This window comes from Psychrobacter sp. CX10 (assembly GCF_057621575.2).
Genome location: NZ_CM177736.1, coordinates 1933869 through 1952851 on the forward strand (window position 1 = coordinate 1933869; position 18983 = coordinate 1952851).

Below are 18983 nucleotides of genomic sequence, written 5' to 3' on the forward strand. Positions count from 1 at the left end.
GGTAGAATAACCAAAAAAGATGTCATTTTAATGATACATAACTGTTTTAATTTCTTTCAGTTTGTATCGTTTGATGAGCGAACTTTTAGTCAATTAAACTGCTTTACTGAAGCGGCAGCTATACAATCCTACTAGCACCTACCAAAACTTTCTTACAACTTAATTTTAGATACCTTACTCATATTATTTAGACTCACCTACTTAATGTTTGATCACTTAGCATTTAGCATTTAGCATTTAATGACTTAGCATTTAGTAAGATCTCTATATCATAAGCTATAAGTATGTAACTTTTAATTCTTTAGTGAGTTCTTTATTTTTTAAAGTGCGCTATCAAAAACTGACGTTATTGATAGCGTTAAATCATTATATACAATTTGCTTCTTATAAATAAGCTTAAAAGTTAATAAGCTTAGAAACGATAATGTGAGAATGCTTTGTTAGCATCTGCCATACGGTGAACTTCATCACGTTTTTTTACAGCAGAACCTTTACCTTCTGATGCATCACCAAGCTCGCCCGCTAAGCGATGAGCCATAGACTTCTCAGAACGTTTAGAAGCAGCGTCAGCTAACCAACGCATCGCTAGAGCTGTACGACGGGATGGGCGTACTTCCATAGGAACTTGATACGTTGCACCACCAACACGGCGAGCTTTAACTTCAACCATAGGGCGAACGTTTTCAAGTACTTCTTCAAAGAACCCTACAGGATCTTCAATGTTACGTTTCTCAACTACTTGGTCAAGTGCACCGTAAACGATACGTTCAGCAGTAGATTTCTTACCATCCACCATAACGTGGTTGATAAATTTAGCAATTGTTTGGCTACCAAATTTAGGATCCGGAAGGATCTCACGGGTAGCAACGACGCGACGTCTTGGCATAATAAATTCCTTGTCTTCAGGGTTGTCTGGCATTCATAACCATCTATACGATAAGGTTAGATAATGGTTACCAGCCAGCCTTACTGCATAGCGGTATGTTCATTTAGAACACCAAGCCTATGCGTAATATAGAGTAATGTGCTAATTATGATTTTGGCTTCTTAGCACCGTATTTAGAGCGACCTTGTCTGCGGTCTTTCACGCCTGCACAGTCAAGTGCGCCGCGAACAGTGTGATAACGTACACCTGGTAAGTCTTTAACACGACCACCACGGATAAGTACAACACTATGCTCTTGTAAATTATGGCCTTCACCACCGATGTAGCTTGATACTTCATAACCTGAAGTTAAGCGAACACGGCATACTTTACGCATAGCTGAGTTAGGTTTTTTAGGTGTAGTTGTATATACGCGAGTACATACACCACGGCGTTGAGGGCATGCTTGTAAAGCAGGAACACCAGACTTTTCCTTTAATACTTTACGACCCTTGCGAATCAATTGGTTAGTTGTTGCCATAAGGCATCCTTCTCCCGTTTAATAAATACAAAAAAATGGGTTACTAAGCCATCCGCTGCTTAACGCCACTTTATGATTAACCCTCACTCTCGGAGTGTGGTTAATACCAAAATAAGCTTAAGCGTCACAGAAGCTTACCCATTTTTCGGACACTATATTATATAGACTTAATACCATCTATTCAAGTAGTCATTATGAATAGTATATGGACTTAAATCTGCTTCAGCTGCCTATTTTAGGTCAACTTAGTTTATTTTCAAGAGGTACACTTTATTGATGCACCACTTAACGACTTACCCTATTACTTAACCTGCTTACCTGCTTTAGTTCAGTTAAATTGCATTAGTCTAATGGCTCGTATTTACTCAATACCATTAAGTCCCTCTTCTTCTTTAAAGCATTTTGAAATGTATATGTATCTGTCTAAAGCGGGAGTATGTTTATGATAAACTAGCGTCATTAATTCTATATACCCCAGCCTTTTCATATTAAAAATTTGTATAAGCGAAAATATTTATGACTAACTCAAATCAACCAACCTCAATCATTGATTTTGTGACACCAAATCAAGACATTCGTATTACAGACGGCAGTCATGTTCTTCTTCATTTTGAAGTATCATTAGAAAATGGCACAGTTATTGACTCTACATTTAGTCGAAGTGAGCCGGTTGCTTTGACAGTAGGCGATGAGAGTTTATTACCTGGATTTGAGAATGTATTAAATAATCTACGCGCAGGCGACACCCGCACCGCACATTTAGAACCAGAGCAAGCTTTTGGCGAATGGAATGAAAACAACGTACAAACATTCACCCGTACTCAATTTGCATTATCAGAGCCAAATCCAGAAGTCGGTATGATGATGGAATTTGAAGATAAAGGTAAAAACACTTTGCCAGGTGTCATTAGTAGTGTTAATAAAGATGAGGTTAAAGTTGATTTTAATCACCCTCTTGCCGGACAACCCGTCTTATTTAAGGTACAAATATTTAAGGTGACGCCACCTGGTCAAGTAGGTATTAAATTGATGTAGTTTAGTAGCTATACTTTTAGTAAACTTTTAATAGACTTTTAAATCTCGTGCAGTAAGCTTCATTATATGAGCACAAAAATATAAGTACAAAAATATAAGTACAAAAATATAAGCACGAAAATATAAGCACGAAAATATAAACACGAAAATATAAACACGAACAGTCTGTAAAATAAAAAACAATATAAATAAAGGATATGTTTATGAAATATTCAACCCTTCCCAAACTCGGTGATAAGGTCTCTAAAATATGTCTTGGCACCATGACATGGGGACAACAAAATACAGAGTCCCAAGCGCATGAGCAGATGGACTTTGCATTATCAGAGGGGGTAAACTTCTGGGATACAGCAGAAATGTACCCCTCTCCACCTGATAAAGACAAACAAGGTGATACAGAAAAGTTCTTAGGCTCATGGATTGCTAAAACCAAACGTAGAAATGACATTATACTGGCAAGTAAAATCTCGCCCATGAGCTTTTTAAGAGAGGGTAATACTCAGTTTAATGCAAAGTATATTAGTGAGGCGTTAGATGACAACTTAAAGCGCTTACAAACGGATCACATCGACGTTTATCAATTGCATTGGCCCGAACGACGAACGAATTTTTTCAGTACTCGTGGCTACACCCCACAAATGGCAGAGCAAGACTTAACGAATCTGACGCCATTTCTGGAAACCATTGAAGCCCTAAACGATGAAATAAAAAAAGGTCGCATTAGAGCTTATGGATTATCCAATGATACCCCTTGGGGTGTGATGCGCTATTTGTGGGAGGCGGATAAAGCAGGGCTTCAAGGCCCTATCACGGTCCAAAACCCATATAGTTTGTTAAATCGCTTATATGAGGTGGGTCTGGCTGAAGTATCGCACCGAGAGAACGTCGGTTTGTTGGCTTACTCCCCTTTAGGATTTGGTGTGTTGTCTGGTAAATACTTGGATGGAAAGCAACCTGAAGGCGCGCGCTTAACTATTTACGATCGCTTTGAGCGTTATATTAATGACGAAGCAAAATCAGCTACTTTACAGTATGCTGAAATAGCTCAGCAAGCAGGATTGAATATGGCTCAAATGGCGCTAGCTTTTGTTAACAGCCGTCCGTTTGTTACGAGCAATATTATTGGTGCCACGTCGATAGATCAGCTCAAAACAAACATAGACAGTATCAATGTAGAACTGAGTGATGATGTATTAGATGCTATCGAAGCGGTTCATACCAAACAGCCTAACCCTTCGCCATAAACTTTCATATTATGCTTAGGCTATATTAAATAAATTTTTACTTGATATTAATAATAAATCCCGCTCGTAGCGGGATTTATCTATAAATTTTAGAGCTAGAAATAATATTTATAAACTCTTAATGAACTATATAGCCAATTGGTATCAATCTGACTTAACCACTCGACTATGTAACTCCTCTAATCCTATTTGCATATGCTCTTGTAGAATTTGGGTCAATTCTTCTTTGCTTCTACCTTCAGGATAAATCGGTTCTAGCGGGAGAACATAAGCTGTCACAGGATCGCTATCCATGATTTGAAAGAGACTTTGTTTAAACGTCATACCGCCATAAAAAGGCATTTGATCATCTAACTTGCCCTCTTTATTCACATAACAAAGTACAGTTGGCTGAATAGGATGATCAGAGTCAATTGCAGATTGAAGTAACTTACCGTGCAGCTTTTTGATCTGCTTTCCATCTGTGGTTGTCGCTTCAGGGAAGAATATAATTGAATAACCTCCATTTAAAAAGTCTGCCATTTGCTGGGAGACTGATCCTGCATCCCCTGAGCCGCGATGGATAAATAAGCTACCACAAGCGCGTGCTAATCTACCAAATATAGGCATCTCTTTAACTTCTGCTTTAGATAAAAAGAAGGCCTGACCGATAGAGCCATTAACTGGAATATCCATCCAAGACACATGATTTGAAGCCCATAGGGCATGAATATTAGGTATAGGCTCTACAGCAACTACCGTAACATTAAATGCCGCTGCCATGTTGCGGCAAAAAGCTTGAATGTATTTGGGTAAAATATCGCGAGGCGGTTCATGCCAAGCTCCTATTTTGGTAGCAGCACGATAACCGCCAACCAATGTATTTGATAAACCCGCGACTGACTTTGCACGGCCTAAGTTATTTTTAGCCTGGTTTTTTAGCGTCTTTAGTAGCTTACTTTTTTTAGTTAGTTTAGCTTTACCTTGATAAGTTTTGCCATCATAAGCTGTAAAATCTTTGTTACTATTATCTTTGATTGACGTGTTATCTTTAATAGATGAGGCTTGTGTTTTAGTCGACTCATTAAGCTTATTTAGTTCATTCGTTTGCAACATAGCGAATCCTTGGTAAAATATTTAATTTTTTATAAAAAACATTATTCCTTTCAATCAACAGACACTCATACCAGTATTTAATGAATGGATTATGACAGAGTATAGCAAAAAATATGATTGAGTATTCAAGTGTTCACTGAAAACTAACTTAATTTATTTAGTTCTTGCTAATGGTATGTTAGAAAAAGGCTAATTTATTATTAAAATTATACCCCTTTAAATTGTTATAAACATCGCCATTAATAGTATATTGCAGTAACTACTTTTAAAGTTAATTTGAAATAACTACTGCTCAATATAAATTTAGAAAATAGGTGATTATTTTTGGAGTATTTTGAGAGACATGAAGGTGGTGAACGTGCCATCCTCGTACATTTAGATATTAGACAGATTACTGATCCAGATGATTTGGATGAATTCAAGTTATTGGTGGATTCGGCAGGTGCTGAGCAGTTGACCGTTATTACGGGGTCGCGACAAAAGCCAGATGCCAAATATTTTATCGGTAGTGGTAAAGCTCACGAAATCGCTGAACTAGTCAAAGAATTAGAAGCGGATATTGTGATTTTTGATCATAGTTTGACCCCATCTCAAGAGCGTAATTTAGAAACGTTGTTTGAGTGCCGTGTTCTGGACCGTACTGGTTTGATCTTAGACATATTTGCTCAACGCGCGCGCACATATGAAGGTAAGCTTCAGGTAGAGCTTGCACAGTTAAACCATCTTGCAACACGCCTAGTACGTGGTTGGACGCATTTGGAGCGCCAAAAAGGGGGTATTGGATTACGCGGTCCTGGTGAAACACAGTTAGAAACCGATAGACGACTTCTGCAAATTCGCGTCAATCAGTTAAAAGCCCGTTTGGATAAAGTGAAACAAACTCGAGCTCAAGGGCGAGCAAAACGCCAAAAGTCTGATGTTCTTACCATCTCTTTAGTGGGCTACACCAACGCGGGTAAGTCATCCCTATTTAATCGTTTAGTCGATGAAGATATATATGCAGCCGACCAACTGTTCGCGACGCTTGATCCGACATTAAGACGTCTTGACTGGCAGGGTGTAGGGCGTGTGGTCTTAGTAGATACCGTCGGTTTTGTTCGTCACTTACCGCATGAATTGGTAGAATCTTTTCACGCTACATTAGAAGAAACACTCGAAGCTGACCTGTTACTGCACGTGATAGATTCCTCAAGCCATGATATGCATGAGCAAATCAAAGCGGTCAAGAATGTACTTGCAGAGATTAATAATGATGTGCCCGTACTCAATGTATATAATAAAATTGATATGACAGGCGAGCCTGCGCGTATTAAATACGCTGAACAAGGCGTGCCAAGCCGCGTATATGTCTCTGCTAAAGAAGATTTAGGCATGAGCATGTTAGCGACTGCCGTACAGCAGCTTCTTACCGGTAAACTACATACCTTTGATATCACGCTACCTTTTGATGCTGGCAGCTTTAAAAATGATTTATATCTTTTAGATGTGGTGGAGCAAGAAAGCTATGACGAGTCTGGGCATGAGCTACTGACCATTAGATTACCTGCTGAGAAGTTACAGCAGCTTCTAGGTGAGTCCAATATCGATCCATTTAGTGTATTGCCCCAAGAGCAAGCGAAGCTGTTGGTGCCAAAGCTTGAACCTTTTGAAAAAGAGCGCTTAGCAGATCAAGATCAACTTAACTCGATATCAGATGAGGCGCTTGAATATACTGAAGGGCTTGAAAATGATGATCTTTAGAGCATTGTTGATATTGAAAGTTATCAAACTCTAAATCAGTTAATTTAAAACTGTTACTCTAAAATATGTTGCTATCGTATGCACTGATTCTGAAATTCGATAATAAAAGCTATTTTTAATAATCCCCATTATTCTCTTAAGATTAATGGGGTTTTTTATGTCTATTCTTATAATATATATAGAGTATGATATCCGATAACTATTGCCAATATATAAAGTGGCAACTATGATAGAGTTTTATACCCGTCATAACCGACACCATAAGTGAAACCATAAATAAAAGATGTCATCTATGAATAAACTTTAATGGTGATTATATATAAAATAGTAGTCCAAATTCTATATGTCTCATGATTTCTAAACAGGTCATTTGATTAAAGTTCTTGTATGTATAAAGTAGTCGTATTTTAATACTTAAAGGCCCTACCCAATATGTCCCTCTCCAGCACAACGTCAAATTCTAAAAGACTTGTCTCATTACCAATAGCGATTATAATAACTTTAACGATCGTTGTTTGTATTCGCGAGACTGCCGTTTTAATTTGTAGAACTTTGGGTTACGAGAGTGCAGGCAATATTGTAGGTCTAATCACTCTATTTTTAATATTAATGATATGGCGCTTCACCTTCGGCATACCTGATTGGATAACCTCTGCTAGTAATACACTTTTAGTTGACAGCGGTTTTGCTTTTTTACCGGTTTCAGCTGGTGCAGGGTTATTAATGTTTGGGCTCGGCGATGAACTTCTAGGTATTTCAATAACCATCATTATTAGTACATTAATTCCACTTTGGTTTTTAGCAAAATTAAGTGATACGTGGTTAAACAGTCATCATACCGAATCTATTAATACGCCACATGATAATGAACCACTTCAAAAGGCAGAATCTACGAATAAGACGCTTGATAAAACCAAATCCTACCTTAAACGCCCTAAACACCCTAAAAAATGATGCTGTGCTAAGGACATGATAATGCTAGATTCTATGCCTGATGGCACAACATACCTGGTAGTTTTAGCAGCGTTTATGCTTACTTTAGTGGCCCATGTTACGGCTCGACTACTATCTAAACGCTTCTCTTCACTACCTATGGTCATTACTGCACTGGTTTTAGTTTTGGTATTTTTATTCATCTTTAGGTGGGATTACACGCATTATTATGCGGTGTCTAAACCAATCTTTGATCATCTGCTTGGCTATGTTACCGTTTTATTAGCCATACCTTTGGCTACCATGAGTTTTAAAGGATTACCTCTTAAAAAATTAACCATTATTGTCTGTATTGCCAGCATGATAGGAGCAATTCTACCTATGGGCATGGCTTACCTATTTGCTTTGAGCCAAGATACGATATTAACTTTTGCCACACGTTCAGTAACCACACCAATTGGACTGAGTGTTGCAGAAATTATTAAAGCGCCTTTAGCCTTAGCAAACCTGATAATTATTGTTTCAGGATTACTTGGTGGGACGATGGCGAGGTTTTTATTTAAGAATGTACATGATGATAAAGCTAAGGGATTGGCTCTTGGGCTTGCTGCGCATGCATTTGGTACGGTTGAAGCTTGGCAAATCAGCCATACTGCGGGTCGATATGCTGCCTTTGGCTTGGCGGTTAATGGTTTAGTCACAGCGATATGGGTACCCGTATTCCTCTCAGCTTTTATATAACCTGCCTATATATAACCTGCCTTTATATAACCTACATATATAATTCAGAGATGTAAACACTCTAGAATTAAACAAATAATCTTCAATGATATATCTATAAGAGTACCTTTCTTATCAATTATTATTTATTTATAATCAATATTAACAATCAAAAATGTTCTAGGTATTCATAGTGTCCTAAACTTTATCTATTCTGTTATAATATTTATTAAATTTATAGTTTTTTCAATTATCCTTACAATTAGATTGATTAAACATCAGAATGTGTTAATTAAAGTCTGTCAATAGAAATCTATTAATTATAGGCAATCTATTAAAGTCTCTTCAACGTATTTTAAGCTTTAACGAGCTAATTAGATTTCTTAGATTCTATTAAATCTTTTATAAAATAGATATTTTTCTTGGTAGGAAAACCTTTTTTATATACGTTTTACAATCAATACCGTTTAAAAGTGAATTTCTTATGTCTGAAATTATATTGAGAAGGGTAATTCGTCCGAATTGTCTTACTGTTAATCATTCAATACTTCAATCCGCATTGCTTTCTACAACACTGCTTTCTATAACATTACTCTCGACCATGCTGTTGTCAATGGTGCCGCAAAAGGCGCAAGCTGGCAATATGTATATCTATAAGGACGATAGCGGTCAAGTCTTGCTGACTAATATTAACCCCTCTGGTAACTTTAATAAATTTAATAAAAAAGTTAAGGTAACTTACTACCCTAACGCCTCAGTATCATCTACGAATACTAGTACAGACTTTACGTCATCATCTACTGCATCAAGCCCTACTAGCTATAGAGCCTATGGAGCTTCTAGAAGCTCTAACCGCAACGCTTACGATGCCTATATTCGCGCATCTGCTATGCGACACGGTGTAGACCCCGCTTTAATTAAAGCGATGATGCATACTGAGTCTGCTTTTAATCCCAATGCGCGTTCTCCAGTTGGTGCTCAAGGGCTTATGCAATTAATGCCTGCTACGGCGCGACGTTTTTCTGTTAGAAACGCATGGAATCCTGCTGAGAATATTGAAGGCGCTGCTAAGTACATAGCTTGGTTAAGCAAACGCTTTAATGGCAGAATAGATCATGTACTTGCTGGATATAATGCTGGCGAAGGAAATGTAGATAAATATGGCGGTATCCCACCTTTTCGTGAAACTCAAAATTATGTAAAAAAAGTGATGGGTCGTTACAATAGTTTATACAAAAATGAATCAGGTATAATGGGTGTATCAGGTTCAAGTACCAATGGCAGTACGGCACAAGTTCAAAGAATGAGCTTTAGTACCAATCGCAATAGCTACGCTCAAACTGCCTTTGATGCTTTACGTTAGAGTTTTGCATCAGTCCTTTACGTCGGGCCATTAAATGGATTAGTTGATTTAACCTTAAAATAAGAATTGATTAAAATAAGAATTGATTAAAATAAGCTTAAAGCGTCAAAGATGCAGCATTTATTGAATATCCAAATAAAAAAGACCTTCCTAAATAGGAAGGTCTTTTTTATTTAGATTGCAAATTAAATAAAAGCGATACTTAAATTATTTGCTAATTTAACAACTTATTCACTTTTAACTAACTCTTTATTTATAACAACTTCTTAACTTAAAAGTGTCTTGTTATAGATCTAATATGTGAAAAATCTAAGCAGTAGGGTGCAAACGAACATTTAACTCATCGATAACTTCAACCCAAGCTGCGTCGCGTTTCCATTCTTCAGTCAAAAAAGCGCGCTGTGAGTCTGTCCAAAAATCAGCGTCTTTCAAGTTTTCATCTTTGCCCAATTGATGATCTTTTATAAACTGATCAATGGCTTCATCAGAGCTTTCTAACCCTAATTGTGCAAATAAATTATTCATTGTATATTCTTGTTCACCTAACATGATGCCTCCAAAATTATTATCAAATTAATATACTTATCTATGTTAGCACTATAGTAGCAAAATAGAATATTTATTCTGTTCATTTCCTATTTAGAAGCTTTGCTTTTGTGTTAACACGTTAGGGCATTACTAATAAAGCGTAACCCTAAATGATTCGCTTAAAATTGATACTAATACAAAAAGACCCACAATAAATTGCAGGTCTTTGAATAATATGTACTATTAAAGCTTATGCATAGTTTTCATAAAGCATAATTATTATGTAGAACTATGGTAGTAAATGCTCTACTGCGTCACGCTCTTCGCTAAGCTCTTGCTCAGTCGCTTTCATTTTCTCTTGTGAAAACTCAGAAGACGTGTCTAAACCTTCAACAATTTTCCAGTCGCCATTCTCGCAATGACATGGGAATGAATAAATTAGACCCTTAGCGATACCATATTCACCTTGTGAATAAACGCCCATAGATACCCAATCATTCTCATCTGAACCAAGTGCCCAAGAACGCATATGCGCAATAGCAGCATTAGCGGCAGATGCGGCAGATGATGCACCACGGGCTTGAATAATAGCAGCACCACGCTTTTGTACGTTAGGGATATAAGTGTCTTCATACCAATCACGGTCAACCATATCTAAAGCAGGCTTACCATTAACGGTACACTGGCTTAAATCAGGATACTGAGTTGAAGAGTGGTTGCCCCAAATAATCATCTTTTTGATGTCATTAACAGTGCTGTTTGTCTCTTCTGCAAGCTGAGCCATACCGCGGTTATGATCTAATCGAGTCATGGCGGTAAAGTTGCGTGGATCTAAATCAGGTGCATTACGCTGAGCAATCAAAGCATTGGTATTTGCTGGATTACCTACAACCAATACTTTTACATCACGACTGGCCACTTCATTTAAAGCTTTACCTTGAGCTGAGAAAATAGTTGCGTTAGCTTCAAGTAAGTCTTTACGCTCCATACCAGGACCACGAGGACGCGCACCAACCAATAGTGCATAGTCAGCATCTTTAAACGCTACGTTTGCGTCATCAGTCTGCACAATACCTGCTAATAATGGAAATGCACAATCTTCAAGCTCCATAACTACGCCTTTTAGAGCATCTAAAGCTGGTGTGATTTCTAATAGTTGTAAAATAACAGGTTGATCTTTACCTAACATTTCGCCTGAAGCAATACGAAACAGCATAGCATAACTAATATTACCAGCAGCACCAGTAACAGCAACGCGAACAGGTTGTTTCATTTAATTCTCCTAGTGGATTTTTAAGGTTAATTTATATCGTTACTAGGGCGTGCCCCTAATAATGTCATATCTTGATATAAATAAGCAGTGAATGAGATTTATTAAATCAATTGACCAATTTATCAAATAATAAAAAACCTACAACATTATCGAATAATTAATTATCAAAGATCTGCAAATAAAAGTCGATTTATAGGTATTGCTCACTATTATATATAACTACTTTGTAATGTGGACAGCAATACTATAAATCACTATATTAAGACGCGGTAAAAGTGTAGCACCTTTCAAAATATTGCTCAAACCTTATTATTTACTACTTAGCTAATCTATTAATGATCGCTCTAAAATAAGTCACATAAATTTTTGATCACTTTTTACTTTCAAATATTTAACTTGCGACCTAAACCCTATTGAGCATTTAAAATGTTATAGAGCACATCTATGGATAATTTTATGTCATCACCAAATTTAAACGTATCAATATTATGGAGAGATAGTACCCATACGAGTAGATATCGGTATTGTAGTGCCTAACAAACTACTATAAATGGTTGCATTCTCCATCACCCGTTTGACATAGTTTCGTGTCTCAGGATAAGCAATAGTTTCAACATACTGATCCGCAGGTAACGACCCATACGTGGGCTGCCAGCGTTTGGCTTTGTTAGGCCCTGCATTGTATCCTGCGGTTGCCAATACAGGCTGGTAATTTAGCTTGTTCATAATATCGCTCATATACCAAGTACCATAGCGAATATTCGTATCCCCGCTATTGGCTTGGCTAGCACTGTATGGCTCTCCAAGTTTGCGAGCAATATACTTGGCAGTACCTGGCATAATTTGCATGAGCCCACTGGCACCGACACCCGATCGCGCACTACTTACAAAGCGGCTCTCTTGACGCATGATGCCATAGGCCCATGCAGGATCAATTCCCACATTTTGGCTGTAACGTACCACAGATGATTGATAAGGCATGGGATGTGATAACCCATAGCTCATAACATTATCGGTAGTATCAATAGCATAAATAGAACGGTCTAGCCAGCCAATATCGTGCGCATATTTGGACGCCGCCAATATCATACCGGTATCATTAGCATCTCTTGCTTTTTTAACCGCCCAGTTCCATTCACGATTGGCATAGGTTCGACTAGAGCCATTATTGTATAAGGCCAATGCTCGCGCAAAATGCGGATTACCTAGCATTCGACTAACATCACTATTTGGAACATTAGGCACACCAGTTCCGCCTGCACGCCGTGCACTAAAGCGCTGACCGACGACATCTTGGGCCAAAAAGCCATAATAATTATTCTTACCAGCGAGTCGCTGATATATTTGTCTAGATAAAGATTTTTTACTGCTGTCGGCAGACTTTGCGTAAGCGCGCGCTAACCAGTACTGCCATTTGTCTTCTTGCTGCGTGGCATTGTCCATACTACCAATGGCTTGAACCACATCTCCCCACTCGCTATACCTTATAGCAGCAATAGCATAATCCTCGGCCTCTTCATAATTAAAAGGAACGCCTAAGCTTTTTTGAAACCAAGTTAACGCCTCTTTATTAAACCCGTCATCGGTCGTATAGTTCATACGCTTAACACCTAAAATACGATAGGCATAGCGGCGTGCTTCTTCGCCAATTAGTTTTTGAGCGCGCAAATCATCTTGTTTGATATCGAAATCGACTTGCATGGCCGCTTCGCGATAGGATTTGTCTGCCATACGTCCTATCGCATAAATATAAAGATATTGGTTTTTGGGGCTATAAGGCTGACTACTCATACGCTGTATGAAGGCGTTTGGATTGAGCTGGATATCACTCAATTCACTATAATCTATAGGAATGCCAAGGGTACTTGTAAGCGACATAATATCGCCAGTTTTTACCACTCTAAGCATCCTTAACAAACGCGCTTGGCGATCCGCATTACTGATCATCGGATTATTATTCATTTCCATTGCCAATTGATAACACAATGCAGGCTGTTTTTTTGTGTTTAACCATACTTCAGGTTTTAGGGACATGGCGCGCATGGCGTCACCACCATTATTAAATCCTAGGGCGACAGCACATTTTTCACTGGTATCAGCATTAATAATATTGTTAGAAACTTGACGTACAGCAGCATAATCGCCCATCTGCGCTTTGGCTTCTGCATAGTCTGCTGCTAGCTTCTCTGCCATAACGCTGCCATTATATTGGTTGGCAAAACGTGTAACGACACTTGGATGTAATGTCGATAGATCATTATTCAAACGCCAATACGTTGGATACATCGCAAATAACCCGCCACTCATCATCTGCTCGTATTGATAGAGCATATTAACATCACCACTTTCAGCAGCTGAGAGCGCTTCATTAAAATAGCCAATACTGGTATCAGAAGATGAGGTCGCCATTGAGTCTTGATAAGTCAACTGGCCACAGGCAATCTGCGACATCCCAAATAAACCTAGCAACGAGGCAGTCAATGTCGCTTTTGACAACAAGGTCTGTTTAAATTTTGCAGTATGGCCCATAATATTAATTTCACCCTTTGGCTTATCTAACGGCGCATCTATTTTTAATTGAATTTTTTTTAACATATAATTTTATGTACGTCCTTTTATTACATTAGCACACATGATTCGTTTAGATAACTTTTTAAAATTGTGGTTAGAATTCAAGTTACGATTCTTAAAAACGGTGCTTTTCATTAGGTTTATATTGAGAATTAAAATCTAAGGTTTCGTTTCTAGTTTCTAGTTATAATGACCTATATTTTTGGGTTATCAAGTCTTCGATAATAGAATCAGATAAAATTATTATAGGCAATAATCCTTACCTCGCCCAAATGCTTTATGTAAGCTCATGTTGCAGGCATATTTATGTACCTACCGCATTCTATTTATATTGAAAGTAAAACCTCTAAGCACACAGTATTCGTGTGATATATATAAAAATAATTTTGTATAATTTATAATCAACTTGAATGGCATTAATATTTAATGTTTAACAGCATGTGGTATAATATGCCCCTTTTATGATTCAATTAAGCATCTTAAAAACGTATATCAAACACATAGATGCTAACCTCTTCATTTAATTTCGATATAAAAGCGCCAGTCGCTTTCAAGTCAGTTAGCCATACATATCATTAGACAAACCTGGACTGCTTATTATGAGTGCTACTTTATTTAATCCTAAAGCATTTGACCCTAAAGCTTTATCTGCCAAAGAGACTAGGGTTTTAGTTGAAGACCCCTCTTCGAATGATGTGGTGGAGTCAAATCCTTCAACAGATGCTCCAGTAAAAAAAGTATTCATCTCAACTCAAGGTTGCCAGATGAATGTCTATGACTCTGAAAAAATGGGAAATGTGCTTGGCGACTCTCATAACATGATTGTGACTGACAATATTGAAGACGCCGATGTGTTATTGATGAATACTTGCTCTATTCGTGAAAAAGCACAGGAAAAAGTCTTTTCTGAACTGGGCCGCTGGCGCAAACTAAAAGATAAAAACCCAGACCTAGTGATTGGTGTTGGCGGCTGCGTTGCCTCTCAAGAAGGCGACAATATTCAAAAACGCGCGCCTTATGTGGATATGGTTTTTGGCCCACAAACCCTACACCGCTTGCCCGATTTATATGACCAATCAAGTACACAAAAAAACGTAAAGCCAAAAGATCGTATCGGCACGGTTGATGTCTCTTTCCCCAGTATAGAAAAGTTCGACTTTTTACCTGAGCCTAAGGTTGAGGGTTATCGTGCTTTTGTTTCTATTATGGAAGGCTGTTCTAAATACTGCTCATTCTGTGTGGTGCCCTATACGCGCGGCGAAGAGCTGTCAAGGCCACTTGATGATGTATTAGCAGAGATCGATAGCCTTGCAGAACAAGGTGTGCGTGAGGTGACGCTACTGGGTCAAAACGTAAATGGTTACCGCGGTGAAAAAGACGATGGAAGCATCTGTCGTTTTGCAGAGCTACTACACTACGTTGCCCATGTTGATGGCATCGAACGTATTCGTTATACCACCAGTCATCCACTAGAGTTTACAGATGATATTATTGACGCTTATGCTAAGTTACCGCAGCTAGTGTCACATTTGCATTTACCCGTTCAAAGTGGTTCGAATAAAATATTAGCAGCGATGAAACGTAACCACACCATTGATGTTTATATTAATCAAATCAATAAGTTAATGGCGGTGCGTCCTGACATGCATTTGTCGAGCGACTTTATTATTGGGTTTCCGGGTGAAACAGAAGAAGACTTCCTTGAAACCTTGAATCTTGCTAAAGCTTTAGATTTTGATCATTCATATAGTTTTATTTATTCTAAACGTCCAGGAACGCCTGCTTCTGACCTACCTGATGATGTGAGCCTAGAGACCAAGAAAGAACGTTTGGCAATTTTTCAAAAAGTTATACGTGATTCGACCGTCAAGAAAACCCGTGAAATGGTTGGCAATACAGTTCGTGTAATGGTCGAAGACATTGCTGATCGCTACCCTAATCAATTACTAGGTACAGCAGACAATACCCGTTCGGTACTCTTTGAAGCCACCGAGCTGCAAAAGTCTGAATTAATGGGCCAGTTTGTGATGGTTAACATTAAAGAATTCGTGAGCCCGCATATGGTACGCGCCGAATTGGTAGAGGTTTTAGTTTAAAGTCTTATTTTACTTCAAGCCTTCTTAAAAAAAGGAACCTCATAAACTGAGGTTCCTTTTTTAGTTTTCGTGGTCATTTAATAATGGTCATTTAATCATGGTCATTGAATCATGGTCATTGAATCATCAGCATTGTAAGGTAGTTAATACTTCATTAATAAATACATCGCATTGTTCAATTTGGTCAATCTCGATATATTCATCCGGTTTATGCGCTTGCTCAATACTGCCTGGACCACATATGATAGTAGGAATACCCGCATTCGTAAATTGACCACCCTCTGTTGCATAAGCAACTTTATGCCGCGCAGACTCTTTAACTAATCCTGCAATCAACTCTTGCAATGCTTCACTTTCACTATCGGTCATCGCTGGCACGCTTTCAAGCTGCTCAATCTCAATACCTGTATTCCTATCAATATGCTGCATTTGCTCATTTAACTCATCAATTTTCTGCTGAATAGCCGGTAGAATGTCTTTGGTATGCATACTTGGTAGGTTGCGATAATCGAAAGTAAACTGGCATAAGTTCGGTACGATATTAGTGGCCGTACCTCCCGCTATTGTCCCAATGGACAGGGTAGAAAATGGGATATCAAAACCATCATCATTATTTTCTGAATGAGTTAAGCGATTCGCCAATTCGTCGATAAAGCCAATAAGCTTTGCGGCATAACTAATGGCATTTACCCCCTGCGGAGTGAGAGAAGAATGTACCGACTTACCGTGAACTGAGCAGCGAAATACAGAAATTCCTTTATGTGCGGTGACAAGCTTCATCGAAGAGGGCTCACCGACAATACAATAATCGGGAGTAATGCCTCGTTGCTGTAGATCCTCTAGTAATAATGGCGCGCCCAAACACCCGACTTCTTCATCAAACGATAGCGCTAAATGCAGTGGCCGCTTAAGCTTGTTTTGCTCTGACAACATCACAGCTTTCGGTAATGCAGCTAACGCACAGGCGATAAATCCTTTCATATCACAAGCGCCGCGTCCATACAATCTGCCATCTCTGATTTGCGCTTCAAAGGGGTCTGATGTCCACACTTGCCCATCGACAGGCACCACATCGGTATGCCCAGAGAGTACAATGCCTCCATTTAAATGATTTGCATTTAGATCATTTGCAGATGCGTTAAGCGCAGCTTTGGTAGCAGGTATAGTCACAAATAAGTTAGCTTTGGTTTTAGCCTCATTGTAAGTCAGATAAGGCGTTAAGCCTAAACTATGACAGTAAGCTTGAACCTCTTCAATAAGTGCTAGATTTGAATGGCGACTCACTGTATCAAAGCCAATAAGTTTGCTAAGCCACTTTATACTATTTGCTGGATAATCATCACTACTAGACCAGTTAACTTGAGAGGTACTGCTGCTTTTGGAAGTCATACTTTAACCTTTAACAAATAGCAATTATCACATGATAAATAACAATAAGTCAGCCTAGACCTTTTTGAACATACCCGCAACTTTAAAAATTTAGGTTACGATGGATTGTGTCTATTCATCGCATCGACGACCGGTGGCATAGGTGATTGAGTAGGAGTTTTGGTATGTCCTTCTTGTTCAAGCTCCTGCGCCGTCTTTGCACCTAGTGATAACCCTGCAATTAACGGCAGCGACATTAGCGCCTTACGAGGTCTTGTAGCAAAGCTGACTGGCACCATACGCACAAATTCGTACAAGTAAAGATAAGACTCTTCTCCGCCCTCAAACTCATCCTCAGGAGAGATACGGATACTGCCTATTTTGGACAGATCAGATAAAATCGTATTCTCCTCAGCGCTTAATTTAGAATCAGTCACCCCAAATCCTGTCATAAAGCCATTAGCCCAATCTTTTAAAGCTATGACTCGTTCGAACAAATTGTGCTCATCATCGGGTAGTAATGGCGAATACTGATAGGCATCGTCTTTATCTTTTAATTGAAACGCCGTATCTTCAGCTTCTTCAGCAAGTAAAGTTAATGCAGACTCACTTGGAATAGAAAAGCTTAATTCTGTTAATAACTCTTCCCATTCTTGAGTGTTTGAGGGGGCATGGCATACGGTCATTAATCCTGTCATAAGACCATGAAGCTCACTGATACTGATATCATTCCAATCAGCAAATGCTCGTGTCCAGTCATTCCAGCCTGAAATATCATCATTCATAATTCTTTAACCTTTGTATCATCAAATGCATAAGTCGTCTTAAAGCAAAACATACGGTTGCTAGCGAGTAGAAACTTCTTAACTATGATCTAAATTGTTACGCTGTAGATTGTTGAGCCGTAGATTACCGTGAATTAATAATGTTGTCTCTACCTACTTTAAAAACATTCGTTAACATCCTAATGCTAGATATAATGTGGGCATCTGTGGCATTATTAAAGGTAATGAACATATAATATTCAATTTATAGTCAAAGAAGTCTAAAATGGCTACAAGTCAACCGAGTGCAAGTACTACTCATGTTGGCTTAGCGAGGTTAACGCCGTAACCGTTTAGTAGTTCGCTGAATATATATAGCATTTAAACCAAAATACACCTTTTTTAAAAGTGAATACTCATGACCGAACAGTTAATTGAAAAGTTGCAGCGTTTGGATGAAGTGCTTCATGACGCTCGCCAGCGCTATCAATCCACCCATACAGAGTTAAATACCTTAAAATCTACACCGTCTGCGGATATTGAGGAATTAAATCAAGTCAAACAACAGCTCAATGATTCTGATACGGCTTATAATAAAAGCTGTGAACAATATACTGAACTACAAAATAAATTTGATCAATTAGATAAAGAACATCAGTTGTTGATTGATAGTCACAACCAACTAAAAGATAAGCATACTGAAATGGCAGCGCAGGTTAAAACACTTGAAGAAGCGAACCATAAATTGCTAGAGAAAAACCGACTGGCACGTGAGCATACTCGCGTGGTCTATGAACGATTAACAAAAATTGATCAAGCTTAATTCATACTCTATTGAGCGATACCT

Annotated in this window: 16 protein-coding genes; 8 read left to right on the plus strand and 8 right to left on the minus strand. The window is 38.4% G+C overall.

What is annotated here, in order from left to right; translation table 11 throughout:
* Positions 1–412: 412 nt before the first annotated feature.
* Together rpsG and rpsL are read right to left on the minus strand one after the other, a co-directional pair.
* Entirely contained in the window at positions 413–886 is a 474-nt protein-coding gene (rpsG, locus tag AC21OH_RS07800; RefSeq protein WP_486536141.1) for a 30S ribosomal protein S7, read from the minus strand.
* A gap of 145 nt (positions 887–1031) precedes the next feature.
* Positions 1032–1406, minus strand: coding sequence for a 30S ribosomal protein S12 (gene rpsL / locus AC21OH_RS07805; protein WP_486536140.1), 375 nt, complete (start codon positions 1404–1406; stop codon positions 1032–1034).
* A gap of 516 nt (positions 1407–1922) precedes the next feature.
* On the opposite strand from rpsL, the gene AC21OH_RS07810 reads away from it, so the two are divergent.
* Together AC21OH_RS07810 and AC21OH_RS07815 are read left to right on the plus strand one after the other, a co-directional pair.
* Positions 1923–2441: an FKBP-type peptidyl-prolyl cis-trans isomerase gene (locus AC21OH_RS07810; RefSeq protein ID WP_487371474.1), complete on the plus strand. Its 519-nt coding sequence runs from the start codon at positions 1923–1925 to the stop codon at positions 2439–2441.
* Between the two features lie 203 nt (positions 2442–2644).
* Positions 2645–3685 (plus strand): aldo/keto reductase, encoded by a 1041-nt coding sequence (locus AC21OH_RS07815; protein ID WP_487371475.1) that lies wholly within the window; start codon positions 2645–2647, stop codon positions 3683–3685.
* Between the two features lie 144 nt (positions 3686–3829).
* Here the strand turns inward: AC21OH_RS07815 and AC21OH_RS07820 are convergent, their stop codons facing one another.
* Positions 3830–4780: a lysophospholipid acyltransferase family protein gene (locus tag AC21OH_RS07820; RefSeq protein WP_487371476.1), complete on the minus strand. Its 951-nt coding sequence runs from the start codon at positions 4778–4780 to the stop codon at positions 3830–3832.
* Between the two features lie 324 nt (positions 4781–5104).
* Between AC21OH_RS07820 and hflX the strand changes: the two genes are divergently transcribed.
* From hflX to AC21OH_RS07840, 4 genes are all read left to right on the plus strand, one after another.
* On the plus strand, positions 5105–6520 hold the full coding sequence (hflX, locus tag AC21OH_RS07825; protein ID WP_487371477.1) for a ribosome rescue GTPase HflX: 1416 nt from the start codon (positions 5105–5107) through the stop codon (positions 6518–6520).
* 432 nt (positions 6521–6952) lie between these two features.
* On the plus strand, positions 6953–7474 hold the full coding sequence (locus AC21OH_RS07830) for a CidA/LrgA family protein (RefSeq protein ID WP_487371478.1): 522 nt from the start codon (positions 6953–6955) through the stop codon (positions 7472–7474).
* Between the two features lie 33 nt (positions 7475–7507).
* A complete protein-coding gene (locus tag AC21OH_RS07835; RefSeq protein ID WP_487371479.1) occupies positions 7508–8194 on the plus strand; it encodes an LrgB family protein in 687 nt (228 codons plus the stop codon).
* A 463-nt stretch (positions 8195–8657) separates the two neighbouring features.
* Entirely contained in the window at positions 8658–9536 is an 879-nt protein-coding gene (locus tag AC21OH_RS07840) for a lytic transglycosylase domain-containing protein (RefSeq protein WP_486536134.1), read from the plus strand.
* Positions 9537–9845: 309 nt separating this feature from the next.
* Here AC21OH_RS07840 and AC21OH_RS07845 read toward each other — a convergent pair whose 3' ends face one another.
* From AC21OH_RS07845 to AC21OH_RS07855, 3 genes are all read right to left on the minus strand, one after another.
* On the minus strand, positions 9846–10085 hold the full coding sequence (locus tag AC21OH_RS07845; RefSeq protein ID WP_486536133.1) for a DUF2789 domain-containing protein: 240 nt from the start codon (positions 10083–10085) through the stop codon (positions 9846–9848).
* A gap of 268 nt (positions 10086–10353) precedes the next feature.
* Positions 10354–11337, minus strand: a complete 984-nt coding sequence (locus AC21OH_RS07850) for a malate dehydrogenase (RefSeq protein ID WP_487371452.1) — start codon at positions 11335–11337, stop codon at positions 10354–10356.
* 486 nt (positions 11338–11823) lie between these two features.
* The gene (locus tag AC21OH_RS07855) at positions 11824–13866 is read right to left on the minus strand and encodes a lytic transglycosylase domain-containing protein (RefSeq protein WP_487371459.1); all 2043 of its coding nucleotides are present in this window, start codon (positions 13864–13866) and stop codon (positions 11824–11826) included.
* Positions 13867–14507: 641 nt separating this feature from the next.
* On the opposite strand from AC21OH_RS07855, the gene miaB reads away from it, so the two are divergent.
* The gene (gene miaB, locus AC21OH_RS07860; RefSeq protein ID WP_487371453.1) at positions 14508–16004 is read left to right on the plus strand and encodes a tRNA (N6-isopentenyl adenosine(37)-C2)-methylthiotransferase MiaB; all 1497 of its coding nucleotides are present in this window, start codon (positions 14508–14510) and stop codon (positions 16002–16004) included.
* A gap of 126 nt (positions 16005–16130) precedes the next feature.
* Here the strand turns inward: miaB and argE are convergent, their stop codons facing one another.
* Positions 16131–17393, minus strand: coding sequence for an acetylornithine deacetylase (argE, locus tag AC21OH_RS07865; RefSeq protein ID WP_487371454.1), 1263 nt, complete (start codon positions 17391–17393; stop codon positions 16131–16133).
* A gap of 95 nt (positions 17394–17488) precedes the next feature.
* Positions 17489–18157, minus strand: coding sequence for a UPF0149 family protein (locus AC21OH_RS07870; protein ID WP_487371455.1), 669 nt, complete (start codon positions 18155–18157; stop codon positions 17489–17491).
* Between the two features lie 397 nt (positions 18158–18554).
* On the opposite strand from AC21OH_RS07870, the gene AC21OH_RS07875 reads away from it, so the two are divergent.
* Positions 18555–18959 (plus strand): hypothetical protein, encoded by a 405-nt coding sequence (locus AC21OH_RS07875; RefSeq protein ID WP_487371456.1) that lies wholly within the window; start codon positions 18555–18557, stop codon positions 18957–18959.
* The last annotated feature ends 24 nt before the right edge of the window (positions 18960–18983 follow it).